This is a genomic window from Kluyvera fluvialis (assembly GCF_059725275.1).
The window spans coordinates 752,498-777,638 of sequence record NZ_AP046142.1 but is presented as its reverse complement, the minus strand read 5'-3'; the positions used below and the strand labels follow the sequence as shown (position 1 = coordinate 777,638).

Below are 25,141 nucleotides of genomic sequence, written 5' to 3'. Positions count from 1 at the left end.
TAAATCTCATTACCATTTAAACCACTCAGATCTTCACCGACATCACACTTCTTCACATCTTTGATTGTCGAATATCGACATTTGTTTATATTTAAAATGTCGAAATACAACAGAGGTAATGCATGAACCCGCTCGCTCTCACCATCTCGCAAGAACAGAATGCCGATACTTGTCACCTGGCAGACCTGCCGTTAGCGGAAATGCTGGCGCTGTTAAACCAACACGACGCCCGTGTGCCACAGGCCATTCAGGCGGTGCTCCCACAGGTTGAACGCGCGGTTACGCTGATTGTCGCGCAGATGAAAAACGGCGGACGGCTGTTTTATGTCGGTGCGGGAACCAGCGGGCGCCTGGGTGTGCTCGACTCCGCAGAATGCCCGCCAACCTTTGGTACTGAGCCGCAATTGGTGCAGTCGGTGATTGCCGGTGGCCTGGATGCGATGCTGCGAGCGGTTGAAAATGTAGAAGATGACGGCGCGGCTGCCGTGGCAGAACTGCGCGCACGCGGCCTGACGGCGCAAGATGTGGTGCTGGGCATTGCCGCCAGCGGGCGCACACCGTTTGTTATGGCGGCGCTCGACTATGCCCGTGAGTTGGGAGCCAAAACCATTGCCCTCACCACCCGTGGCCCGGGGCTTATCTCGCAACATGCTGACGTCGCCATCGCGCCAGATGTTGGCGCGGAAGCGTTAGCCGGTTCCACCCGCATGAAAAGCGGCTCGGCGCAGAAGATGCTGCTAGGCATGATAAGCACCGCCACCATGATTCAGCTAGGTCGCGTGCACGGTAATCTGATGGTTGATGTAAAAGCCTCGAACGAAAAACTCTACCGCCGCGCAGAGCATATGGTGGCGCAGATTTGTGAAATCGATGAAGCTGCCGCTCAGGCGCAGTTAGAACAGGTCGGCTACAACGTGCGTGCTGCGGTGCTGGCAAAAATGCTAAACCTCACCCCCGACGCCGCGCTAAAGCTTGCCGCCCAACCCTTTGTCGCGCTGAAGGATCAGCTACTGTCAGGAGCCTCTTATGGCCAATAAAATAGAACATCTGGAGCTTATCGCTGACGCCATCGAGAAACACATCGGTGGCTTCAACAACGTGGCTACGCTCACCAACTGCATGACTCGCGTGCGCGTGGTGCTAAAGGATCGCAGCCAGTTTAACGCTGAAGCCTTGCGCAAAGTGGAAGGCGTAAAAGGGATAGTCGATGCTGGCGAACAGTTTCAGGTCATCGTCGGAGCGGGTACGGCGTCGAAGGTGTGCGGCATCTTAACCAAACGGATGAACCATTCCGGCGTGGCCCCCGACCCGGCGCAAGATAACGTGCGTAAGCCGTTTTCGATTCGCCGCAGCCTGAATACACTGGCAGCTATTTTTGTCCCGACGATCCCGGCGCTTATCGGCTGCGGGCTGATTCTCGGGTTGGTCAACGTGTGTCGCCTGATTTGGCCTGAATTTGTCACCAACCATCAGGACATCTTTACGCTGTTAACGGTCATCGGCAAGGCGGTGTTTACCGTGTTAGCGGTGATGATTGGGATGAATACGGCAAAAGAATTGCAGGCCTCTCCAGCGATTGGCGCGGTGATGGCGGCGGTATTAACCGCCCCGGATCTGGCGAATATCAGCCTGTTCGGTACTCAGCTAACGCCAGGCGGCGGAGGTATCTTTGCGGTGCTGTTAGTCTGCGCTTTTGCGGCAAAATTCGAGCTGTGGTTTCGCCGTTACTGCAAAGAGAGTTTGGATCTGATCCTCACCCCGATGGTCACGATTCTGGTGTCATCGCTGGCAGCATTGTTAATCCTACAACCGCTGGCACACGCCGTGAATCTTTGGCTTGGGCATCTGGTGGCGCTGTCGCTGCTGGGCAATGCGGCGGGTTCCGTGGTCGTGGGCGCACTGCTCGGCGGCGGCTTCCTGTTCCTGCTGTTGACCGGTTTACATCAGGGGCTTATTCCCATTCACGCGCAAATCCTTGATACTTTTGGCCTGAACTATCTGTTCCCGATTCTGGCAATGGGCGGTATGGGGCAAGTTGGCGCGGCGGCCTATGTCTATTTGAAAACGAAAAACCCACGGCTGAAAAAGACCATTTCCGGCGCGTTGCCGGTGGGGATTATCGGCGTTGGTGAGCCACTGCTGTTCGGTGTCTCGTTGCCGCTCGGCAAGCCGTTTATCGCGGGTTGTATTGGCGGCGCAGCCGGTGGTGCGGTGATGGCGGCGTGTAAAGTCGGGATTATTATCCCCTTCGGCACGGCGGGGCTGTCGCTGCTCCCGTTAGTGGGGCCTGGGCAAATTCTCCCCTTCCTGCTGGCGGTAGTCTGCGCCTGGGTTGTCGGGTTTATCGCCGCGATGATCATGGGCTTTACCGATCCCGTAGAACAGTAATTATCAGGCAAAGGGCGCGCACCGCCCTGTGCCTTCACTCGCAATAAGGGGCGAAATGGAAACGATCATCAGCAAAATTCAGGCACTTGCAGAAGCTAAAAACAGCGGCGATCGCCGGATCTCCGCGTTTCTGATTGAGCGTAATTTTGATATTTCCGACCTCAGCGCCACCCGCATGGGGCAAGAGTTGGGCATCAGCGATTCCTCAGTCATTCGCTATGCCAAAACGCTCGGCTGTAGCGGGTTCCCTGAATTTAAGCTGTGGCTGGCGGCGGCAAATCGCCCATCCAAAGAGAGCGCCCGACAGGAGATTTATGAGGGGATCGAGGCCAGCGACACCACCAGCCAGATAGTGGATAAAGCGCGCCGCCTGTTCGCCAGTAAGATTGATCAATCGCTAGATTTGCTCGACCCGCAAATCATCGACACCTGCGCCAGGTTGCTTATCGACGGGCGCAAAATTGTGCTGGTCGGCATTGGGACTTCAGCGCTGATTGCGCTGGATATAAACCATAAGCTGATTCGCAGCGGGCTGAACGTGCAGTTCAACTACGACTACCACACACAAATTGTGCAGGCGTCGTTGCTGCAACCCGGCGATGTACTGCTGGCGGTCTCTGCGCGTGGCGAAACGGCAGAGATAGTCGAAGCGCTAAGCCTTGCCCGCGAGCGTGGGGCAAAAACCATCGCCATTACTCGCTACGGGAAAAACAAAGTCAGCCAGCTCGCCGACTATGTCATCCCCTACAGCTACACCGAAGCGCATGAAAAATTGGGCATGGTCACGCCGCAAATCCTGCAAATGATTGCCTTCGACATTCTATTTTTCCGCATCAACAGCATGGTTTCGCCGGAAAGCATGTCAACCGCGCTGCGCACCATTGATAAGCGCCAGCACAAAGGTGACACATCGCGCTAAGCCTTGCTGATAATCACCGGCACACTTTTATAGGCCGGTGTCAGGCTCTCGTGGTCCACCGCATCCAGCGAGAGCAGCACGTTCGCTTCGGGCAGATAAGCGCCGATTGAACCCGACGCCATGCTGTACACCACCACCGTTAATCCGTACATCGCGCGGTCAGCGCACGGTTGCCCATGGTCATCCAGCGCCTGAATGTTGATGATATCCCCTGCCGCTAACCCGCGCGCACGGGCTTCCGTCGGGCTTAAGAATGCGACATCGCGACGACCGGTAATGCCTCGGTAGCGGTCATTGAAGCCATAGATCGTGGTGTTGTACTGATCGTGGCTACGCAGCGTAGCGAGCACCAACGCATCGGTTGGCTGGTTTTGCCGCTCAATAGCACGCTGGCGGCCCACAATAAAGTTCGCCTTGCCGCTTTGGGTATGCCACTCCCGACGCGAGGCGGGCGTGTCCATCCGAAAGCCTCCCGCCTGCGCCACACGCGAGTTATAGTCGGCAAACGCCGGGATCACATCGGCAATGGCCTCACGAATCAAAGCATAATTTCCCGCCAGCGCTTCCCAGTTCACCGGCGAGTGCGGCAGCGTGGCACGCGCCATTTCAGCAACAATCGCAGGCTCCGATTTCAGCCACGGCGATGCCGGTTTCAGCGCGCCGGTAGAGGCATGTACCATCGACATCGCATCTTCAACGGTGACGGACTGCACCCCGCTCGCCTGTCTGTCGCGTTCGGTTCTGCCTAACGCAGGCAGCAGGTAGTTATGCTTCGCCAGCAGGAGATGCGAGCGGTTTAGTTTGGTGGCGACATGCACCTGGAGGTCTAGCTTTTTCATCGCCTCAAAGGTGCGCTGCGGCTGTGGCATCGCCACCGCCAGGTTGCCGCCCATACAAATCAACGCCTGCGCCTCGCCGCGTTCAATCGCGCGGATACTTTCAACGCCAGAGCGCCCGTGCTTACGTGAAACGCGAATCGCAAACCGCGCCTCCAGCCGCTGGAGAAATTCTTCACTCGCCGCCTCATTGATACCAACAGAGCGATCGCCCTGCACGTTCGAATGACCGCGCAGTGGGCAAATCCCTGCGCCGGGCTTGCCGATATTGCCCTTTAGCAACAGCAAGTTAATCAGTTGCTGGACGTTCTCAGTGCCGTTTTTGTGCTGGGTTATCCCCAGGCCATAACAGATGATGGTGGCCTGTGATTTATCATAACGGTAGGCTAAATCTTCCATCTGGATGCGCATCAGGCCGCTATCTTGCTCTAAATCCGCCCAGTGACACTGGTGCAAATCGTCATACAGCGCCTGATAACCGTCGGTGTGTTCCGCCAAAAATGCGCGGTCGAGGCACGGTTCCTGGCCTAGCAAAATCCGCGCTTCGTCCATCTCAATCAGCGCTTTCATGACCCCTTTCAGCAGCGCGGCGTCGCCGCCCATTTTTAGTTGGTAATAGTCATGGCTCAGCGCCGTCGAGTGCCCCTTGAGCATATCTGTCGGGCTTTGTGGGAAACTAAAACGCTCCAGCCCCCGCTCGGCCAGCGGGTTAATGGAAATAATACGCGCACCGCGCTGCGCGACTTCCCGCAGAGTGGTCAGCATTCGAGGGTGGTTGGTTCCGGGGTTGTGACCGATGCAAATCACCAGTTCGCAGCGTTCGAAATCCGCCAGCGTGACCGTGCCTTTGCCAAGACCAATCGAGCGCGTTAGCCCTACACTGGTTGGCCCGTGACACATATTCGAGCAGTCAGGGAAGTTGTTGCTGCCGTACTCGCGGGCAAATAGCTGGTAGAGAAACGCCGCTTCATTAGAGGTACGACCGGAGGTATAAAACTCTACCCGTTCCGGGGAATCGTAGCTGCGCAGACGCGCGCCGATTTCTGCGAATGCCACCTGCCACTCCACCGGCTGCCAGGTGTCGCTGGCAGCGTCATATTTCAATGGATGCGTCAGACGCCCGCTGTTTTCCAGTTCGTAGTCGCTGTATTGCCACAGCTCGGCTACCGTGTGCTGGCGGAAAAACGCCGGTGAGGCTTTTTTGCTGGTGGTTTCCCAGGAAACCGCTTTGACACCGTTCTCGCACAGCTCCATCGAGGAACGGTGCTCAGGATCAGGCCACGCACAGCCGGGGCAGTCAAAGCCTTGAGTCTGGTTCATCCTGAACATGGCGATAATGTCGCGCGCGACGGCTTTTTGTGAAAATACCGATGCGGCAACCGCTTTTACTGCGCCCCATCCCCCTGCTGGCCCTTGATAGTCGCCAATTCCCGGAACACTCTTACGCATCTCAACCGCTTATTCAGTACAAAATTTTCATGCCGATACGGTAGCAATTTCGCTGCGCTATTGATTTCCCCTTGACGAAGTACAGGCGGCCTACACTCAACGGATTAGACAATCGCGCCTGCAAGGAGCATAGCGGTGTGCGGGAGGGATAGGCTCCGCGCCAGGGCTGACGCGGAGCAAGAAGGAGAGTTACAGCGATTTTGCCAGCCGCTCGACGGCGGTAACCAGCCCGTCTTGCGATACCGTGGAGTAGGATAAACGCAGAGTGCGGCGGTCTGGGTTGTCGTTATAAAACGCTTCACCCGGCACGTACACCACGCCGTTTTCCAGCGTTTTTTGCAGCCACTGCAGGGTATCGAACGGGTAGCGGAAGCGCGCCCACAGGAACATCCCGCCCTGCGGACGGCTGAACTCCAGATGCTCACCGAGGCGGCTTTCCAGCGCGTCAGCCAGCGCATCGCACTTCTTACGGTAATCTTCGCGGATAAGCGCAATCTGGCTTTCCAGGCGGTTCATCGCCAGATATTCAGCGGTTATCACCTGCGACAGCATATTGGTGTGCAGGTCGGTGGCCTGTTTCACGATAACCGACTGCTGCGCCAGCCATTCCGGCATCACTATCCAGCCAATGCGCATCCCCGGCGCGAGTATTTTCGAGAAGGTCGAGGTGTAGACCACCTGATCTTCACAGCCTAACGCCATCGCATGTTGATACAGCGGGCGGCGCACGTCGTCGGTAAAGCTGATTTCACCGTACGGGTCGTCTTCAATAATGACGAAATCATGCTGTTTTGCCAGTTCAACCAGCCGACGGCGGCGGGAGTCGCTCAGCGTTTTACCGCCAGGGTTACCGAAAGTAGGAACGATATATACCGCTTTGACACGCGTCGTCGCCAGCCGCTCGGCTAACTGCTCCACCAGCATCCCGTCATCGTCGGTATCAACGCTGAGGATATTGGCCTGCGCCAGTTGGAAAATCTGCAATGCCGCCAGATAGGTCGGACGTTCAACCACGATGGTATCGCCCGGATCGAGCAGCGTGCGCGCAACAATATCCAGCGACTGCTGTGAACCCGAGGTGATGTACACCTGGCTTGCCAGGCAGGCTACACCACGCGCCTGACACAGTTCGCTCACGGCCTGACGCAGCGGCGGGTGGCCTTCGGTCAGCCCATACTGGAACGCGTCGTTAAAACGGGTGCTCATCGTTTTCTGTACCGCCAGCGCCAGCCCTTCGGTATCAAACAGCTCTGGCGCAGGAATACCGCCGCCAAGAGAGATAACACCGGGGAGTTTACTGTGCTTGAGGAGTTCGCGGACGGCAGAAGGTTTAAGTTCACCCGCGCGCACGGCGAGTCGCCGATCGTGCATGTTATGTTCCTTTTTCGGTCTAGTTTTTAGGTGTTACTGGCGGGAGCACTCCGCCGTTATGACTTAACGCTTATCTTTAATCACGATCAGCGGCTCGATATCGCTCTCTTTTTTAATCACCAGAGAATCATCTCCGCGCAGGCAAGTACCGCCATAGTTACCGCCAACGGTGAAGGTGCAGACCTGGATATATTTCCCGGCGACGTTCGGCAAACACCACAACTGTTGGTAAATATTTTTGCGATCGACAAACTTACCGCTGGTTTGATCCAGCAGACCATCATGGTGGCTAACCAGGTCGATATTGCTGCCGCAGCGCCCTGAAATAGGCTTAACGGCATAACCGGTTTTCGCCAGCGCGTCGTTGATTTCAAAGTCGGTATCCAGCAGATACGGGTGGTTCGGGAACAGCGACCACAGCACAGGCAGAATCGCTTTGTTGCCGGGAATCACCGTCCACAGCGGCTCAAAGACCATCACTTCCGGGCGCAGCAGGACATCTATCAGGCGCACTTCGTTATTCGGATGACCGGTGCGAATGGGCACTGCCGCATATTCGTCCTCGCTGACTTCGCGCACCTGTTCAATGGCGGTTTCCCACGCCCAGGTTTTCCAGACGCAGTTCACCAGCCGACCGTCGCCGTCAATCAACTGCCCAGCGGCATCCCAGCGGAGTTCGTCAAGGCCATGCAGAATTTTGCACTCAAACCCTGCCTGAGTGATGGCGCGCTGCATAAACTGTGCGTGGTAATCTTCTTCCAGATCTTTGTCTTGCATGATGTGCACGAACGGCCTTGCGAGGCTGTGTTTCCACGCGCCTACCAGCTCATTTAGCAAGTCATCTGCCGGGTTATGCCCTTCGCCGCGATAGCCGGTTTTCAGCCACTGTTCGAGGATTAATCCCCCTTCGGTATGGCAAGAGGCGGAGTCGGCATTGTATTCGTAAACCTTCAACCCACGCTCATCCATGCAGAAATCCATGCGACCGGTGATCATGTCGTGGCGGCGACGCTGCCACGACAGGCGCAGGCGTGGCCAGAGGATTTTCGGGATATCAAACAGCGCCAGCAGGTTGTCATCACGCATGACTTTATCGGTAGCGTGCAGATACATCAGATGCATCTCGTTAGTCGCTTTAATCAGCTCCTGTTCCGCGCTTTCGGTCATGGTGAAATACTGGTACGGATCCTGGTTAATCACATGACCATTCGCCGCAACGTAGGCTTTTTGCAGTGAGTCTTTTTCGTCCAGCCAGTTACCGTCGAACTGACCGTGATTGTCCAAGCGCGCCGCGCCGAGATTCAGCGCTTCTCCGGCAATGGCCGGTTGCGGCAGACTATAACGCGCATCATCGGTCTGAATCATCCAGCCCAGAATAGTGGTGTCGTCAAAGGTGTCATGCAGAATGTAATGCCCGTCGTTGACTTCCAGCGTCAGCTCGCGCGTCCACTGTTGGCCTGCTGGCAGCGGCGAGTGCAGGACATTTTGCTCCGCGATGCGCACTTTGTTGCCCAGCAATTGGGTAATCACCGCGACGTGGCCGGTTTCGTTAAACTCACCGCCTTTTTGCCAAATCAGCAACGCGCCGACCGCTGGCGCGCGACGGGAGCCGTTAGCGAAAGCCTGGAGGGGAAGAATGGCGTCGTTGACCACCTGGCGCAGATAACGCAGCGAGAAAATCTCGTAGGCCATGCCCACGTCGGTGAAGACAAATCCGTAGGTGATGAACAGGAAACGGCGGGCAAACTCGACGCACTGCCACTTGTGGCCCATGTATTCGTTGTCGATGTAGCTGCGAAACGAAGCGTCGTCAGGCATGTCGCCCGGTTTTAAGCTGCTGTAATTTGAAGAGTAAATCGCTACGCCACCCGGCGCATACCCCAACAACGTGCCAAATGGGGCGTCACTATTGGTACTTCCCGTGCTCATGAACCGTCCTCAAACGTGCCGTGCGATTTTTATCGCCCTGCACGTTGAAATGAGAGCTTATCCCAGTAAGCGTGCCAGTCTGGACACCGACAGCGCAGAAAAACCAGAACGTACATAGAGTACGTGAGGATTTTGAGCACTGCCCAGGGCCAAAATGGCAAGTAAAATAGCCTAATGGGATAGGCTCTTAATCCAACAAAAGTAAATTAATCATACACCCGAGTGTGCGAGGATGGCTTATCAAGGGGAAAAATATTCATCCCAGAGGCTGCTACACTCACTACCTATACGCTAAATACCCATCATCCAAGAAGGCGAGCAACTATGTCAGAGAACCTCTATCAACCACCGAAAGTTTGGCAGTGGACGCAAAGCAACGGCGGCGCATTTGCCAATATCAACCGCCCGATTTCTGGAGCCACTCATGAGCGTGAGCTGCCGGTAGGCCAGCATCCGTTACAGCTTTATTCTCTGGGCACGCCCAACGGCCAGAAAGTGACCATTATGCTGGAGGAGCTGCTGGCGCTGGGCATTAGCGAGACGGAGTACGATGCATGGTTAATCCGTATTGGTGAAGGCGACCAGTTCTCCAGCGGCTTTGTCGAAGTCAATCCGAACTCGAAAATTCCGGCGCTGAGCGACCACTCCACCACGCCGCCAACCCGCGTCTTTGAGTCAGGCAATATTTTGCTGTATCTGGCGGAGAAATTTGGTCACTTCCTGCCCAAAGACCTGGCCGGGCGCACCGAAACCCTGAACTGGCTGTTCTGGCTGCAAGGTTCTGCCCCGTTCCTCGGCGGCGGATTTGGTCACTTCTATAGCTATGCGCCGGTGAAAATTGAGTACGCCATCAATCGCTTCACGATGGAAGCGAAGCGTCAGCTAGACGTGCTGGATAAACAACTGGCGCGCGGGCGCTATGTGGCAGGCGAAACGTACACCATCGCCGATATCGCCATTTGGCCGTGGTATGGCAACGTGGTGCTGGGCAATGTTTACGGCGCGGCGGAATTCCTCGATGCGGAAAGCTACAAAAACGTAATGCGCTGGGCGCAGGATATCGCCAGCCGTCCGGGCGTGCAGCGTGGCCGTATGGTTAACCGCACCAGTGGCCCGTTGAATGAGCAACTGCACGAGCGCCACGACGCCAGCGATTTTGACACCCATACCGAAGATAAGCGCCAACAGTAATGTGCGATAAACGGGGGCGCAGCCCACGTCAGTGCGGCCTTTGAATGAATAGCGGCAACCTGAGTTTCTGAAACCGATGAGTCCCCGATGGAAATCGGCGAGCCGGAGGGATTGTTAAGGGGGACTCGGCAGTCCCCCTTGACCCGTTCACCGGTGCATAGATTTCATTTTCTGCAAAACATAAAGTGAACGGAATGTGGCGCTTAACTGACAAGCATTCTGGCGCAACCCCCGATTTTATTGCCCTTCGAGCCGATAACCTGCCATAAAAAAGCGGACGGTGGTGCTGGAGTCGTGCTCTTTGAAGAAGTCCATCACCATCTCTTTATCAAGGCCATAGCGGCGTGTCAGAATGCCCGCTTCCCAGGCGCTGAGCTGACGATCGCCCGTTTTCTCGAACATGCGATGAGAAAAGCCCAGCACAAAGCCGCGTTTATAGTCGGCACAAAAATCCATTACTTTTTGCGCGCTGTCGGCGTAAGGCGCTTTCAGCCCCGCAATTAACCCTTTTCCAAAATGGTTGTTCATCGTTCGCCCTCAATCGTTATATATAAAATTATATAGCGATTTTTTGAGCGGTGGCTAGCGCTATTTCCACGCTACCTATAAAGGGGAATGCGCGGAGAAAACGCCGGTCTATTTTTCACCGCCAATCCGCGACAGTGTGATCGAACCAACGGGCATCTGAAGTAAAAAATCGTATTCTGGGAACAGCGTTTCAAAAAAATGAAAAGGAGAGAATATGGCCTGGCAAGCAAACCCAGCCCGTTATGAACAGATGCAGTATCGCTACTGTGGTCGCAGTGGTTTACAGCTCCCGGCGCTATCACTTGGGCTTTGGCATAGTTTTGGTCACATTCAGGCGCTCGATAGCCAACGCGCGCTACTGCGTAAAGCCTTTGACTGTGGCATTACACATTTTGATCTTGCCAATAACTACGGCCCACCGCCGGGCAGCGCCGAGGAAAATTTTGGCCGCCTGCTGCGAGAAGATTTTGCGCAATACCGCGATGAGCTGATTATCTCCACAAAAGCGGGCTATGACATGTGGCCAGGGCCTTACGGTTCCGGCGGGTCGCGCAAATATATGCTGGCAAGCCTTGACCAAAGCCTGAAGCGTATGGGGTTGGAGTACGTCGATATTTTCTATTCCCATCGGGTTGATGAAAAGACTCCGATGGAAGAAACCGCCGCCGCGCTGGCTCAGGCGGTGCAGAGCGGCAAAGCGCTATACATTGGCATTTCGTCCTATTCTACCGAGCGTACTCAGGCCATGGTTGAACTGCTGCGCGAGTGGAAAATCCCACTGTTGATTCACCAGCCTTCTTATAACCTGCTGAACCGCTGGGTGGATAAGAGTGGCCTGCTGAATACCCTTGAGCAAAACGGCGTGGGCTGTATTGCTTTTACACCTCTGGCGCAGGGGTTGCTGACCGGAAAATATCTGCACGGCATTCCTGAAGGTTCGCGGATGCAGGTGGAAGGCAAACGCGCACGCGGCCTGACGGAAAACATGCTCAGTGAAAGTAATCTCAGTAGCCTGCGGTTACTCAATGATATGGCGCAGCAGCGCGGTCAGTCGATGGCACAAATGGCGTTAAGTTGGTTGTTGAAAGATAGCCGCGTCACTTCCGTGCTGATTGGCGCAAGCCGCCCGGAGCAAATCGAAGAAAACGTGAAAGCGTTGAATAACCTGCACTTCTCCGCCGAAGAGTTAGCGCAGATTGATAAGCATGTGGCAGATGGGCAGTTGAATCTGTGGCAGGCATCGTCAGATAAATAAAATAAGCCCTCAGGGCCTAATACTTGTTGGTTAAGGGTTTTCTACTTTTAGTATCGCCGTCAGTGCGGCCTTTGAATGAACAGCCAGAACCAGAGTGGCTGAAACCGATGAGTCCCCGATGGAAATCGCCGTGCCGCAGGCTGGAGTTCGCAGGCGAGCGTAGTGCGAAGCACCGATTTCCCTGCGGGGCCGCAGGGATTGTTAAGGGGGACTCGGCAGTCCCCCTTGACCCGTTCACAGGAACAGAGGCTTCATGTTCTACAAAACATCAGGTGAACGGAATGTGGCGCTTAACTGACAAGCATTAGCCCTCATAGCCAGGCTTTCTGGTCATAGTACGCAAGTGGACTCTTGTTAAAGATGATGGCCCAAAAACCATCATCTTGATTTCCATTATCATTTTCCCAATCGCAAAAACACCCCGCCCCTCAGCCTGCTAAACAGTTATTACCCACAATGACAAACATCAAATACTCCTTAATGGCTATAAGGCAGAATGCGCGCTCTTTAGCAGAGGATAATGCAATGTCTGTACCTGAAAATAATGAAGGCACTCCCCCATCGAGGGTGACGCGCCGCAACTTCCTTAAGGCAAGCTCAGCCATAGTGGCGCTGCCATTTCTGGCCGGTTCTGGCGCCAGAGCGTCAGAAATGAGTGCCAGTGGCGAAACAGAATCCGCCGAGGCCACAACGCGCGTTGTTCAAACCTGTAGCACCTTTGACTGCGGCGGGAAGTGTGATATCCGCGCCCATGTTTCTGATGGCGTGGTGACGCAAATCACCACGCGCCCGGATGCAGACCTGGACCCCGATATGCCGGTGATGCGCGCCTGTGTCCGTGGCCGCAGCTACCGCAAATTTGTCTATCATCCTGACCGCCTGAAATACCCGATGAAACGTGTCGGCAAACGGGGTGAAGGTAAATTCGAACGTATTTCCTGGGATGAAGCCACAAAGCTCATTGCAGAAAATATTAAAAATATTACCGCCAAGTATGGCCCTGAATCCCGCTTCATCCACAACAATACCGCCGTCAGTGGGGGAACTTTTTCCGGCGATAAGATGATGCGCCGCCTGTTTAACCAGACCGGTGGTTATCTTGAGTACTACCATTCCGTCAGTATGGGAAACACCGCCGCCGCTACGCCTTACACCTATGGCATGGTAGCCAGCGGGAATTCACTGGATACGCTCACGGACACTCGTCTGGTTATCTTGTGGGGGCATAACCCAACCGAAACTATTTTTGGGCATACAAACCACTATTTTCAGCAGATGAAGCAAAACGGAACGCGTTTTATTGTCGTCGATCCCCGTTATTCCGATACCGTGGCTTCACTGGCTGATGAATGGATCCCACTACTGCCATCAACCGATAATGCCTTAATGGACGCGATGATGTATGTCATCGTCAGCGAAAATCTGCACGATAAATCATTTATTGCGCGTTATACCCTGGGGTTCGATGAGGCCTCGATGCCGGATGGTGTTCGGGAAAATGAGTCACTGATGGCGTATCTGATGGGCCAGAAAGATGGCATCGCCAAAACCCCGGAATGGGCAGAAAAGATAACTCATGTTCCGGCGCAGACCATTCGCCAGTTAGCCCGAGATTATGCCACCACGAAACCGGCAGCACTGATTCAGGGATGGGGGCCGCAGCGGCATAACTGTGGCGAACGAACCGCGCGGGGTTCCACGCTGTTGGCAACCCTCACCGGCAACGTCGGCGTGAAAGGCGGTTGGGCCGCCGGATATGGCGGTTGCGCCAACCGTAAATTCACCGTTGGCCCGGACATGCCAGAGAATCCGGTCAAAGAAAAAATCTCTATCATGAACTGGGTACAGGCTGCTGATGACGCCAGTAAAGTCACCCCAGAGGATGGCCTGACTGGCGCGGATAAGCTAAAGAGCAATATTCGTATGCTGTTTTCGCTGGCCGGTAATTATCTGGCCAACCAGAACCCAGATCTGAACCAGGCGGTAAAAGTTCTGGAAGATGAATCCAAAATTGAGTTCATCGTGGTTAGCGATTTATATATGACCCCCAGCGCCCGTTATGCCGACATTCTACTGCCGGAAACCAGCTTCATGGAGCGCTGGAATATCGGTGAAACCTGGGGAACAGCCAGCTACCTGATCCTGTCGGAAAAACTCATCGAACCGGGTTTTGAGCGCCGCTCGGATTACGACTGGCAGCGTGACGTAGCGGCAAAAATGGGAGTCGAAGCGCAGTTCAGCGAAGGCCGCACCGAGAAGCAGTGGATCGAACATATCTGGGAGCAGACCCGCCTGTCGATGCCGGATGAACATCTGCCCACTTTCGATGAGCTACTGAAAAAACGTCAGCACCTGTTTAAAAGTAAGCCGTATGTCGCCTTTGAGGAAAATATCCGCGATCCGCTGAATCACCCGTTCCCGACGCCGTCAGGGAAAATTGAAATATTCTCTAAACGCCTGTACGACATGAACCATCCTGAGATCCCAGCGCTCTCTCACTATGTTCCTGCACATGAAGGGCCAGAGGATGAGCTGGCAAAACAGTTCCCGCTACAGTTAATCACCTGGAAAGGAAAAAACCGCGCCAACTCAACGCAATATGCCAACCCCTGGCTACAGGAGGTGCAGGCTCAGAAACTATGGATTAACCCACTGGATGCGCAAAAGCGCGGGATACGCCAGGGAGATACCGTCCGAATTAACAACCATCGGGGGATTTGCCAGGTTCCCGCAGAAGTCACCGTGCGCATTATGCCCGGCGTCGTCGCCATGCAGGCCGGTGCCTGGTGGCAACCAGATGCCAACGGTGTTGATCACGGTGGCTGTCCGAATGTCCTTAGCTCTGCGCGCATCACTCCGCTCGCCAAAGGTAATTCCCATCAAACCATGCTTGTGGAGGTAGCAAAGTATGAGTCAGCAGTATAAAGAGTACCCTCCTGTCAGTGATAAACAGCTGGGATTTTTCATTGATTCATCGCGTTGCTCTGGTTGTAAAGCCTGCCAGGTGGCCTGTAAAGATAAAAATAATCTAGAGGTAGGGCGTCGGTTCCGCCGAGTTTATGAGGTGAAAGGCGGTGGATTTATCCCCACAGGCCAGGGCGGCGTTACGCATAACGTGTACGCCTACACGCTGTCTATCTCCTGCAATCACTGTGCAGATCCGATTTGCACCAAAAACTGCCCCACGACAGCAATGCATAAGCGCCCAGAGGATGGAATTGTCCGCGTAGACACAACCAAATGTGTGGGTTGTGGTTACTGTGCCTGGTCGTGCCCTTACGGCGCACCACAGATGAATGAAGAAGCAGGCCAAATGTCAAAATGCGACTTTTGCTTAGACTTACAGGCGAAAGGGGAACAACCAATCTGCGTGGCGACCTGCCCACTAGGGGCAATCAAATTTGGCCCGATTGACGAATTACGCGCCAAATATGGCAGCGTCTGCGATGTGCAGGGATTACCAGATTCATCGATTACCCACCCAAATCTGGTTATCAAACCGCACCAGGGCGCAGAAAAAGAGGAACAATCTCATGCATGAGTTGCCGTTACTCATTTTTACCCTGTTGGTTCAGGGCTCTGTGGGTCTGACCTTGTTTCTGGCACTGGCTGCGTGCACGGCAAAAGACGTTCCTGAAGCCCAAAAACAGCGGCTACCCGCGATGCTGTTCGCCTGCATAGCCGGAGGACTAGGCTTAATCGCCTCGACGTTGCACTTAGGCTACCCGCTGAACGCGTTCAACGCATTACGGCATATTGCCAGCTCCTGGCTAAGCCGTGAAATTGTGTTCGCCAGCGTTTATCTCGCGGTACTGGGATTTTGTACGCTGATGATGCTGATAAAAAAACAACGGTTCGGTATCTTGCTGCCTGTAGCGGCAGTGCTGGGGCTGATTGACGTCTGGTGTATGAGCGCGATTTATGCACACAGTTCCGTTATCACCTGGATGCACTTCAATACCTGGCTGATGTTCTATGGCTCGGTGGGCATACTGGGCGCCATTGCTTTCACTGGGCTGCCATTGCTGAAAGCATCTCAGGCCGTGTCGGCTTACCAGCCACTCATACGCCTGACGGTAGTGACGGTGATGATGGTGACCGTAATACGTCTGTTGGCACAACCTGCCTACCTACACTATCTGTCCAGTGCCTCATTGAACAACGTCGTCACCCTGCCTCACCAGCCTGTGCAAGCCTTTGCAGAACTCAGTGGGCTACGACTTTTATCCTGGGTCATATCGGTGATGGGCACGGCATTGTTTGCTATCAGTGGATGGCGTAACCGCCGGTGCGGCCTCATTATCGGCTCTTTGCTGTTACTGGTGTCAGAAGTCCTGTTCCGCTTCGTTTTCTTCAGCATCCACTAATGGCTTTATTTCGCTTCACGCCTGAGCCTTCCACGTCTCCTGACGTGGGGGCTTCTTGCTTGCGTAAAACATACGCCGGGCACACCTGTCAGGCCTGTGTAACAGTGTGCCCGGCGAATGCGATTTCGCTTTCCGATGACGCGGCGTCTCTCGATGAAATGGCTTGCATCCACTGTGGCCATTGTCTTTTTGTTTGCCCCACGGGAGCATTACAACACTTACAACCCGCTACCCGATGGTACAAAAATGAGGCTCTTGTCGCCCCATTTTCGGCACTGTCGCCCAGTACGGACGAGCTGCTGATATGGCACTATGAGTATGGCATCAGGCGTGTGGCCATGAATATTGACGAGCATCCTGGCTGGGCGCTGGCCATTGCGGCACTGAACATCTGGTTGCGGAAATTCAACGAACCGGTCTGGCAGATAGTTCCCCCGGAAACAAAATCCGTTAATCTCTCTCGCCGTCATTTGATACACGTGGTGGATGAAGGTATTCAATCAGGGCGGGCAAGCGCTGACCGTCAGAAACGTCGGCAGTTCTTCCACCCATACAGTGAATTTGAACTCTCATTGACGTTATCGCGCTGCGTAGCGTGCGGGGCCTGCGCCAGAGCCTGTCGTGAACAAGCGCTACGTTTCAACGACGGCAAGCTGGAATGGTCGTCTACGTTATGCACTGGCTGCCATAGCTGTATGGCCGTCTGTTTCCACCGTGCGATCATGGTTCAGCCACAAATTCAGCTAAGCTATACCCAAAAATTTACCTTTATACGAAAGAGGTGTACCTGTTGCCAGCATCCATTCTTTACCATGAATGCTGAACAGCAACATTGCCACATTTGCCAGCGTCACAGCCACAATATGCGCGAAGCGTAATAGAGATTACGCGACTAAACATCGCAACGATGCCGCATGACATCAACAGATAAAATTACACATCGTGGGGTCTTACAAAAGGCCGCTGATAGTCTGGCCACACCAGCGCCACCAGCTCAGGATATGCCTCCTGGGCGAATTCACCGAAACACTGCTGTAGGCTTAACACCACCGGATCGCTGGCACTAACCTGTTCACCTTTAAGGCAACGACGCTTAATCTCATCGTAATATTCGTAGACTGCGCCGTTGAGATTCCGACAACGTTCCTGGGCATCAAAAAGACCAGGCGTTTCCTTTAATTCGTCGCTAGACAGACGCTTTATCGTTGATTGCAGAAAATCGATATATTCATGATTAATTCGCCAATACCACGAAGGCGTGATACTGCTCATCAATCCAGCAAAATGACTTTCGCCTTCATCTTTGTTCAGCGGTGTGGTGGTACTGGCGGTTGCAGTTTCATTTTCGATATCCGCTGTTTCGTTATTTTGACCATACATAAAAATTAAAATAACGGCGGTGAGCAACAGCAACACCATCACAAAATAAATAATACCGCTCATGGTTTTCTCCACTTTTTTTGATTTTAAAAGTGCACCATGATAATGTCAACGAAGCTCACTATAATAAAAAACACCCGCCAGCCCTTCGAAAGACGACACGTATATGATAGCTGAAACCCTTATCCCAGCCCGTTTTTGTATCTCAGCGATCGACGCTGAGAGCCAGGATATCAAGGACAAGCAGCACCCAGAGCCGGAGAAGGCTTCGTTATCTCGCTGGCAGAATGAGATATTGATTAGCGGCGGCCAGTCGCGTAACCCATTGCTGGAAGAGCGCGATCGTCATATTAAAGATAGATTATATCGCGTCGCTAAAATTGAAGCATTTGCCCTTATGCTAAATAATTTGGTCGTACAGGGGGAGATATCTCCACTGGAGTTAAGCCAAATTATTGAGTTAAAAACCCAAGAAATAAATGAAGACGGTAATAAAATTTGGCTTAATTTAATGACTCAGGAAAAAGTCACGCCACTGTTTTATAACCTGACGGAAAAGTAAGCATGAAACTTGTCGATGTTAGCGAGGCTAATTTAACATTAAGCCCGCAGATAAGTGATGAAACACTTCTTCAGCGCAACCTTCAGGCATTACGTGATGAAAAAAGCGCCGAAGGCCGCCGTATTTCTAACGCATCGGTACCAATTCCCGCAGCGTTGGTCAAAATGAAATGGCAGAATCGCCGCGAAATTTACGCCTATCAGGTAAAAGAAGAGATCTTTGGCGCTGCGCTGTGCGAAATCATGGAACGTTATCCACACCTGCGCGATAAAATTCTGGCGCACACCGAAGCCTGCTATCAGCATGTCCTGCACCGCGAAACCGCAACCCTTGAGATAAGCCGTGGCCTTGCCGATGGCGACTATCGCACCGCTAACGTCATCCTGAAGCCGGACAGAGACAGCGAGAAAAAGCCGGTTATCGTCGCTGCGCCTACACCTAAGCCAGTCTGAACACCGCTTAATATTATTTAAATCAGCGTATTAATTTCACAGGAAGGGTGCATCTGAGGGGAATAATAGCGAATGGCGCAGAGTGCGCCATTCGGGGTATTTTACTTTTTCGCGACGGTCTCTTCACCGACCAGGCCAATCTTGAGATACCCTGCCTGATGCAGCGTATCCATGACCTTCATCATCGTTTCGTAGTCCACCGTTTTATCGGCGCGGAAGAACACGGTCGTGTCTTTCTTACCTTCCGTCAACGCGTTAAGCGCCGTAACCATATTGTCTTCGGTGACAGGATCGTTACCGAGGAACATCGATTTATCCGCTTTTACCGACAGATACACCGGTTTTTCCGGTCGTGGCTGCGGTTGGCTGGAGGAGGCTGGCAGGTTGACTTTAACATCCACGGTCGCCAGCGGCGCGGCAACCATGAAGATAATCAGCAGAACCAACATGACATCGATAAACGGCGTCACGTTGATTTCATGCATTTCGCCGGTATCGTCCAGATTTTCATTAAGACGCATTGCCATGGGGCATTAACCTACTCGTAATTTCTGTGCGGTACGTACCGGATGCACGCCGCTGGCGCTAAGATCCAGGTCACGGCTCTGCAACAGCAGTACCTGTGCGGCGACATCGCTCAGGTTGGCTTTAAAGCCGCCAATCAGGCGCGCGAAGATGTTATAGATAACCACCGCAGGGATAGCGGCGAACAGGCCAATCGCGGTGGCCAACAGGGCTTCAGCAATCCCCGGTGCGACAACGGCCAGGTTCGTGGTTTGCGTTTGAGCAATACCGATGAAGCTGTTCATAATGCCCCATACCGTACCAAACAGGCCGATAAATGGCGAGATAGCACCGATGGTCGCCAGGAAGCCATTCCCACGCCCCATGTGACGCCCAACCGCCGCGACGCGACGCTCAAGACGGAAACCGGTACGCTCTTTAATCCCTTCGTTATCTTCCGAACCGGCAGACAGCTCAAGCTCGTTCTGCGCTTCGTTAATTAATTGGCTGCTCAGGCTTTGGGCATCGAATGAGGCGGCAATTTCGTGCGCCTGGTTGAGAGAGCGCGCATCCCCTAACAGTTTCTGCTCACGCTTGAGGCGGCGTTTATGGGAAAGCAGTTCAGCGCCCTTGCTGAAGAAAAGAGCCCAGGTGACGACGGATGCCAGTATCAAGCCGATCATGACTACTTTAACCACGATGTCGGCATGATGATACATACCCCAAACGGAGAGATCCGCCTGCATCAAATTATTACCCACTGTGTATCTCCAGGACTTAAATCACAAAACCTGAGCACAATAATATCAAAACAACGTCGAATTGATAGTAGTTCTCATTAGTATTTACATATTGACTTAAATCACACTTAGTTTCCTTGCGCTTACGCAGTAAAAAAGTTTTCAGCTTTCTTTTTGGCAAAATTTTCTGCTGTATGCGTACGAAACGCTATACCCTGCCGCCAATCGTGATAGTTTAGACGTCCAGACGTATAAAAACAGGTACAGCAGAAATGGCAAACAAGCACCTCGACACCGCGCTGGTCAACGCCGGGCGCAGTAAAAAATACACACAGGGATCGGTAAACAGCGTGATTCAGCGCGCGTCATCGCTGGTTTTTGAAAGCGTCGCCGCCAAAAAACATGCCACGCATAACCGCGCCAACGGAGAACTATTCTATGGGCGTCGCGGCACGCTAACGCACTTCTCTCTCCAGGAGGCAATGTGTGAGCTGGAAGGCGGCGCGGGCTGCGCCCTTTTCCCTTGCGGGGCAGCCGCAGTGGCAAATACGATTCTGGCGTTTGTCGAACAGGGCGACCACGTACTGATGACCAACACCGCCTACGAACCAAGCCAGGATTTCTGTACCAAAATTCTCGGCAAGCTGGGTGTGACCACCGGCTGGTTTGACCCGCTGATTGGCGCAGAGATAGCGAACCTAATTCAACCCAATACCAAAGTGGTGTTTCTGGAATCACCTGGCTCCATCACGATGGAAGTACACGACGTCCCGGCGATAGTTGCCGCTGTGCGTCGCGTCGCGCCAGAAGCCATTATCATAGTAGATAACACCTGGGCGGCGGGCGTGCTGTTTAAGGCGCTGGAGTTTGGCGTTGATATTTCGATTCAGGCCGGGACGAAATACCTGATTGGTCACTCCGATGCGATGGTAGGCACGGCGGTGTCTAATGAACGTTGCTGGCCGCAGTTGCGCGAAAACGCGTATCTGATGGGCCAAATGCTCGACGCCGACACCGCGTATATGACCAGCCGTGGCCTGCGTACTCTGGGTGTCCGTTTGCGCCAGCATCACGAGAGCAGCCTGAAAATTGCCGAATGGCTGGTACAACAGCCTCAAGTCGCACGAGTTAACCACCCTGCGCTGCCGGGTAGTAAAGGGCATGAGTTCTGGAAGCGCGACTTCACCGGCAGCAGCGGGCTGTTCTCTTTTGTACTCAATAAGCGCCTGAATGACGACGAACTGGCGAACTATCTCGACCACTTCTCGCTGTTTAGCATGGCCTATTCCTGGGGCGGGTTCGAATCTTTGATTCTGGCAAACCAGCCGGAGGAGCTTGCTACCATTCGCCCGGGCGGTGAGATTGATTTCAGCGGCACGTTAATTCGTGTCCACATCGGTTTAGAAAACCTTGACGATCTCATTGCGGATTTAGCGGCAGGATTCGCCCGCATCGTGTAACATAGCCCATGCCCGACATCATCCTTTGTCGGGCGTAAACAAATTCAGCCCCGTTGTCAGCAAATCAGAACAACGCCGCTGTATTTGTTGCGCCCGAGATCAAGGTGTTTTTAATCTTTTGGGCGTACAATGAGCGAAAACGCTGTTCCACGGGAATTTTCATGGTCGTTATTCAAGATATTGTCGCCGCGCTGTGGCAGCACGATTTTGCTGCTCTGGCGAATCCGCGCGTCGTGGGGGTCGTTTATCTGGTCATGTTTGCCACACTGTTTCTGGAAAATGGCCTGCTTCCCGCTTCATTCTTACCCGGTGATAGCCTGTTGCTATTGGCGGGTGCGCTCATCGCCAAGGGCGTAATGGGCTACATCCCTACGATTGCGATTTTAACCACCGCCGCCAGCCTCGGCTGCTGGCTGAGCTATGTTCAGGGGCGTTGGTTGGGTAACACACGAGTGGTGAAAGGTTGGTTGTCGCAGCTACCGGATAAATACCACCAGCGCGCAACCTGCATGTTTGACCGACACGGTCTGCTGGCGCTGCTGGCTGGCCGTTTTCTGGCATTTGTGCGCACATTGTTGCCTACGATGGCCGGAATTTCTGGCTTACCTAACCGCCGCTTCCAGGTGTTCAACTGGTTGAGCGCGCTGCTGTGGGTTGGCGTAGTCACCAGCTTCGGTTATGCCATCAGCATGATCCCTTTCGTGAAACGTCACGAAGATCAGGTGATGACATTTTTGCTGATCCTGCCGATTTTCCTGCTGGTTGCTGGCCTGCTTGGCACGGTGATTGTGGTCATCAAGAAGAAATACTGCGACGCGTAATACTCATTTACGCGTTTGAAAAGCCCGGCAACTGCCTGATGCTTGTCAGTTAAGGGGATTTCTACTTTTAGTATCGCCGCCAGTTGCGCTCTTTTTTACGCCATGCCCTAAACATGCTCGGGCGCAAAGAGCGCGCAAGGGGCGGCCAGTCGCCGCCGCCCCCTGCACCCCCGGTCTCCGGCGGCAAAATCGTCGCTTCGCGATTCCCTCAGCTTATCTCTTGCGGCTTTCGGGTCGGGCGCGAGGCAACATCCCTGTAAAGCCGCGCCCTCAGCCCACATCCCTGTGGGCTGCCCCGGCCTCCAGAGAACGCTTCGGCGATTTAGACGCCACCCACGTCAGTGCGGTCTTTGAATGAACATCCAGAACCAGAGTTACTGAAACCGATGAGTCCCCGATGGAAATCGGCGAGCCGGAGAAAGGAAGACAAGGTCAGACCGCCAGGGATGGCGGGCTGAGGCGAACCGAGACAGGAAGTCGAGTTTCGCCGTGCCGCAGGCTGGAGTTCGCAGGCGAGCGCAGTGCGAAGCACCGATTTCCCTGCGGGGCCGCAGGGATTGTCAAGGGGGACTCGGCAGTCCCCCTTGACCCGTTCACAGGAACAGAGGCTTCATGTTCTACAAAACATCAGGTGAACGGAATGTGGCGCTTAACTGACAAGCGTTACGGCAACCGCCGGTTTTTTTATATTTAAATACCGCGCAGACGCGCGGCATCTTCTCCCGGCGTCAGGCCGAAATAGCGTTTAAACTCGCGGCTGAACTGTGAGGCGCTTTCATACCCCACTTGCATCGCCGCCGCGCTGGCTTTCACGCCATCGTGTACCATCATCATCCGCGCTTTATGCAAACGGTAGGCTTTCAGGTATTGCAGCGGCGAAGTGCTGGTCACTGATTTAAAATTATGATGAAACGCAGACAGGCTCATATTGGCCTCGGCGGCCAGTTGATCAACGCTCAGGCTTTCGGTGTACTGGCTTTCAATGCGTTTCAGCACTCGGCTAATCTGACTGAAGTGCGTTTGTCGGCTCACCAACGCCATCAGCGCCCCGCCGCGTGGCCCGATCAGCACGTGGTACAACATTTCGCGGATAATCTGCTTCCCAAGAATCCGCGCGTCCAGCGGGCGTTCCATCACATCCAGCAGGCGTTCGGCAGCGCAGAGAATCTCCTCGGACAGTGTGGCAGAGTTAATGCCGCTTTCCGCCATCGACGGGTGAAATAGCGCGTCCTCGCCAATGTCCATCAGCAGCTCTTGTAGCTGTAAAATATCCACATCTAACCGTAGCCCAGCAAGCGGCGCGTCTTCGGTCGCAAAAGTTTCACATTCGAAGGGTAAAGGTACGGTAAGCAGCAAATACTCGTTTGCATCATAGCGAAAGGTGCGCTCATTAATGTAACCAATTTTATAGCCGGAAAAGAGAAACACGATGCCGGGGCGATACATCACCGGTGTACGCCCACAGGGCTGATTACCATACAGCAATTGGATATCCGGCAGCAGTGCCCTCAGGTTTTGTTCATTATTTTTCAGATGCTTAACTTTTTCTGTCAGCAGAGCACAAATATCTTCGCGGTTCATCAATGGGTACTCCCGATACCTTTTCCGACGATGCCATTGTGACTACGATTAACGCATTTCTCCAGCCTTATGGAGAAATGGGCAAGACAATCGCAGAAATGTGCATTGAGAGGGATGACAACCAGGACCACAATGATGACATTCGGCGGTAACCCATCACCGCCCTCTTTTTCCACCCACTAAGAAGGGAACGAGCCATGTTTAATTTTGATCTTCACACCCCTACTCGCATTCTGTTCGGTAAAGGCGCCATCGAAAACCTGCGCGCGCAAATCCCGGCTGATGCTCGCGTGCTGATCACCTACGGCGGCGGTAGCGTCAAAAAAACCGGCGTACTGGACCAGGTACTCGCCGCGCTGAAAGGCCTGGACGTGCTGGAATTTGGCGGTATCGAACCTAACCCATCTTATGAAACGCTGATGAATGCGGTGAAAATCGCCCGTGAGCAGAAAGTGACGTTCCTGCTGGCCGTCGGCGGCGGTTCCGTGCTGGATGGCACGAAATTTATCGCTGCTGCTGCGCACTACGATGCAAGCATCGACCCGTGGGAAATCCTCGAAACACGCGGTAGTAACGTGACCAGCGCCATCCCAATGGGTTCTGTATTAACGCTGCCAGCCACCGGTTCTGAGTCTAACAAAGGCGCGGTTATCTCGCGCAAAACCACCGGTGACAAACAGGCATTTATGTCTTCTCACGTCCAGCCGGTATTCGCAATTCTTGACCCGGTTTACACCTACACTCTGCCGCCGCGTCAGGTCGCTAACGGCGTAGTCGATGCCTTTGTTCATACCGTTGAGCAATATGTTACCTATCCGGTAAACGGCAAAATCCAGGATCGTTTCGCTGAAGGTATCCTGCTGACGCTGGTTGAAGATGGCCCGAAAGCGCTGGAAAACCCAGAAGACTATGATGTGCGTGCGAACGTCATGTGGGCCGCGACTCAAGCGCTGAATGGCCTGATTGGCGCAGGCGTACCGCAGGACTGGGCTACCCATATGCTGGGGCATGAACTGACGGCAATGCATGGCCTTGATCACGCCCAGACTCTGGCTATCGTTCTGCCGGCACTGTGGAACGAAAAACGTGATACTAAGCGCGCGAAACTGCTGCAATACGCAGAACGCGTATGGAACATTACCGAAGGCTCTGACGATGCGCGTATTGATGCAGCGATTGCCGCAACACGTCGCTTCTTCGAGCAAATGGGCGTGCCAACTCGCCTGTCCGACTACGGTCTGGACGGCAGTTCTATCCCTGCGCTGCTGAAAAAACTGGAAGAACATGGCATGACAAAACTCGGTGAAAATCAGGATATTACCCTGGAAGTTAGCCGCCGTATCTACGAAGCTGCACGCTAAGCCTTTACCGTTTTACCTTTCGTTTTTGCATATTTCTACCAGACTTA

Annotated in this window: 22 protein-coding genes and 1 pseudogene; 15 read left to right on the top strand and 8 right to left on the bottom strand. The window is 53.8% G+C overall.

Features of this window, described 5'->3' with window-relative positions:
• The first annotated feature begins 122 nt into the window (after positions 1 to 122).
• Genes murQ through AC6I4B_RS03705 form a run of 3 tightly spaced genes read left to right on the top strand, consistent with a single transcriptional unit; the run spans position 123 to position 3,307 of the window.
• Positions 123 to 1,037, top strand: a complete 915-nt coding sequence (murQ, locus tag AC6I4B_RS03715; RefSeq protein ID WP_497769698.1) for an N-acetylmuramic acid 6-phosphate etherase — start codon at positions 123 to 125, stop codon at positions 1,035 to 1,037.
• The gene (locus AC6I4B_RS03710) at positions 1,027 to 2,388 is read left to right on the top strand and encodes a PTS transporter subunit EIIC (RefSeq protein WP_497769697.1); all 1,362 of its coding nucleotides are present in this window, start codon (positions 1,027 to 1,029) and stop codon (positions 2,386 to 2,388) included. The genes murQ and AC6I4B_RS03710 overlap by 11 nt, the downstream gene beginning before the upstream one ends.
• Positions 2,389 to 2,443: 55 nt before the next feature.
• The gene (locus AC6I4B_RS03705; protein ID WP_497769695.1) at positions 2,444 to 3,307 is read left to right on the top strand and encodes a MurR/RpiR family transcriptional regulator; all 864 of its coding nucleotides are present in this window, start codon (positions 2,444 to 2,446) and stop codon (positions 3,305 to 3,307) included.
• On the opposite strand, the gene AC6I4B_RS03700 is transcribed toward AC6I4B_RS03705, so the two are convergent.
• From AC6I4B_RS03700 to gss, 3 genes are all read right to left on the bottom strand, one after another.
• Positions 3,304 to 5,592 (bottom strand): FdhF/YdeP family oxidoreductase, encoded by a 2,289-nt coding sequence (locus tag AC6I4B_RS03700; protein WP_497769693.1) that lies wholly within the window; start codon positions 5,590 to 5,592, stop codon positions 3,304 to 3,306. The genes AC6I4B_RS03705 and AC6I4B_RS03700 overlap by 4 nt on opposite strands.
• 189 nt (positions 5,593 to 5,781) lie before the next feature.
• On the bottom strand, positions 5,782 to 6,963 hold the full coding sequence (locus AC6I4B_RS03695; RefSeq protein WP_497769692.1) for an aminotransferase-like domain-containing protein: 1,182 nt from the start codon (positions 6,961 to 6,963) through the stop codon (positions 5,782 to 5,784).
• 63 nt (positions 6,964 to 7,026) lie between these two features.
• Positions 7,027 to 8,892 carry a bifunctional glutathionylspermidine amidase/synthase gene (gene gss, locus AC6I4B_RS03690; RefSeq protein WP_497769690.1) on the bottom strand — a complete coding sequence of 622 codons (1,866 nt, stop codon included), beginning with the start codon at positions 8,890 to 8,892 and terminating at the stop codon, positions 7,027 to 7,029.
• Between the two features lie 324 nt (positions 8,893 to 9,216).
• Here gss and yghU point away from each other — a divergent pair, with 324 nt between their 5' ends.
• Positions 9,217 to 10,083 (top strand): glutathione-dependent disulfide-bond oxidoreductase, encoded by an 867-nt coding sequence (yghU, locus tag AC6I4B_RS03685; RefSeq protein ID WP_497769689.1) that lies wholly within the window; start codon positions 9,217 to 9,219, stop codon positions 10,081 to 10,083.
• A 237-nt stretch (positions 10,084 to 10,320) separates the two neighbouring features.
• Here yghU and AC6I4B_RS03680 read toward each other — a convergent pair whose 3' ends face one another.
• Positions 10,321 to 10,611, bottom strand: coding sequence for a DUF2623 family protein (locus AC6I4B_RS03680; protein ID WP_497769687.1), 291 nt, complete (start codon positions 10,609 to 10,611; stop codon positions 10,321 to 10,323).
• A gap of 214 nt (positions 10,612 to 10,825) precedes the next feature.
• Here AC6I4B_RS03680 and AC6I4B_RS03675 point away from each other — a divergent pair, with 214 nt between their 5' ends.
• From AC6I4B_RS03675 to AC6I4B_RS03650, 6 genes and pseudogenes are all read left to right on the top strand, one after another.
• On the top strand, positions 10,826 to 11,866 hold the full coding sequence (locus AC6I4B_RS03675) for an aldo/keto reductase (RefSeq protein WP_497769686.1): 1,041 nt from the start codon (positions 10,826 to 10,828) through the stop codon (positions 11,864 to 11,866).
• Positions 11,867 to 12,391: 525 nt separating this feature from the next.
• Complete coding sequence (locus AC6I4B_RS03670; RefSeq protein WP_497769684.1) at positions 12,392 to 14,791, top strand: DMSO/selenate family reductase complex A subunit; 2,400 nt, start codon at positions 12,392 to 12,394, stop codon at positions 14,789 to 14,791.
• Positions 14,775 to 15,407 carry a DMSO/selenate family reductase complex B subunit gene (locus AC6I4B_RS03665; protein ID WP_497769683.1) on the top strand — a complete coding sequence of 211 codons (633 nt, stop codon included), beginning with the start codon at positions 14,775 to 14,777 and terminating at the stop codon, positions 15,405 to 15,407. The genes AC6I4B_RS03670 and AC6I4B_RS03665 overlap by 17 nt, the downstream gene beginning before the upstream one ends.
• Positions 15,400 to 16,233: a dimethyl sulfoxide reductase anchor subunit family protein gene (locus tag AC6I4B_RS03660; RefSeq protein WP_497769681.1), complete on the top strand. Its 834-nt coding sequence runs from the start codon at positions 15,400 to 15,402 to the stop codon at positions 16,231 to 16,233. Before AC6I4B_RS03665 ends, AC6I4B_RS03660 begins: the two co-directional genes overlap by 8 nt.
• A pseudogene (locus tag AC6I4B_RS03655) lies at positions 16,233 to 16,442 on the top strand (4Fe-4S binding protein); the annotation flags it as partial. The gene AC6I4B_RS03660 and the pseudogene AC6I4B_RS03655, both read left to right, overlap by 1 nt.
• A gap of 129 nt (positions 16,443 to 16,571) precedes the next feature.
• Complete coding sequence (locus AC6I4B_RS03650) at positions 16,572 to 17,111, top strand: 4Fe-4S binding protein (protein WP_497771925.1); 540 nt, start codon at positions 16,572 to 16,574, stop codon at positions 17,109 to 17,111.
• A 55-nt stretch (positions 17,112 to 17,166) separates the two neighbouring features.
• Here the strand turns inward: AC6I4B_RS03650 and AC6I4B_RS03645 are convergent, their stop codons facing one another.
• On the bottom strand, positions 17,167 to 17,676 hold the full coding sequence (locus AC6I4B_RS03645; protein WP_497769679.1) for an ESA_00282 family adhesion-associated protein: 510 nt from the start codon (positions 17,674 to 17,676) through the stop codon (positions 17,167 to 17,169).
• A 103-nt stretch (positions 17,677 to 17,779) separates the two neighbouring features.
• Between AC6I4B_RS03645 and AC6I4B_RS03640 the strand changes: the two genes are divergently transcribed.
• The gene (locus AC6I4B_RS03640; protein WP_497769678.1) at positions 17,780 to 18,175 is read left to right on the top strand and encodes a hypothetical protein; all 396 of its coding nucleotides are present in this window, start codon (positions 17,780 to 17,782) and stop codon (positions 18,173 to 18,175) included.
• Positions 18,176 to 18,177: 2 nt separating this feature from the next.
• Entirely contained in the window at positions 18,178 to 18,627 is a 450-nt protein-coding gene (locus AC6I4B_RS03635; protein WP_497769676.1) for a cytoplasmic protein, read from the top strand.
• 101 nt (positions 18,628 to 18,728) lie between these two features.
• Here AC6I4B_RS03635 and exbD read toward each other — a convergent pair whose 3' ends face one another.
• Together exbD and exbB are read right to left on the bottom strand one after the other, a co-directional pair.
• Positions 18,729 to 19,154 (bottom strand): TonB system transport protein ExbD, encoded by a 426-nt coding sequence (gene exbD, locus AC6I4B_RS03630; RefSeq protein WP_497769674.1) that lies wholly within the window; start codon positions 19,152 to 19,154, stop codon positions 18,729 to 18,731.
• A 6-nt stretch (positions 19,155 to 19,160) separates the two neighbouring features.
• Positions 19,161 to 19,892: a tol-pal system-associated acyl-CoA thioesterase gene (gene exbB, locus AC6I4B_RS03625; protein ID WP_497769673.1), complete on the bottom strand. Its 732-nt coding sequence runs from the start codon at positions 19,890 to 19,892 to the stop codon at positions 19,161 to 19,163.
• A 251-nt stretch (positions 19,893 to 20,143) separates the two neighbouring features.
• On the opposite strand from exbB, the gene metC reads away from it, so the two are divergent.
• Positions 20,144 to 21,331: a cystathionine beta-lyase gene (metC, locus tag AC6I4B_RS03620; protein ID WP_497769671.1), complete on the top strand. Its 1,188-nt coding sequence runs from the start codon at positions 20,144 to 20,146 to the stop codon at positions 21,329 to 21,331.
• Between the two features lie 161 nt (positions 21,332 to 21,492).
• Positions 21,493 to 22,152 (top strand): DedA family general envelope maintenance protein YghB, encoded by a 660-nt coding sequence (yghB, locus tag AC6I4B_RS03615; protein WP_497769669.1) that lies wholly within the window; start codon positions 21,493 to 21,495, stop codon positions 22,150 to 22,152.
• 690 nt (positions 22,153 to 22,842) lie between these two features.
• Here yghB and AC6I4B_RS03610 read toward each other — a convergent pair.
• Positions 22,843 to 23,733 (bottom strand): AraC family transcriptional regulator, encoded by an 891-nt coding sequence (locus AC6I4B_RS03610; protein WP_497769668.1) that lies wholly within the window; start codon positions 23,731 to 23,733, stop codon positions 22,843 to 22,845.
• 197 nt (positions 23,734 to 23,930) lie between these two features.
• Between AC6I4B_RS03610 and yqhD the strand changes: the two genes are divergently transcribed.
• Positions 23,931 to 25,094, top strand: a complete 1,164-nt coding sequence (gene yqhD, locus AC6I4B_RS03605) for an alcohol dehydrogenase (RefSeq protein WP_497769666.1) — start codon at positions 23,931 to 23,933, stop codon at positions 25,092 to 25,094.
• The last annotated feature ends 47 nt before the right edge of the window (positions 25,095 to 25,141 follow it).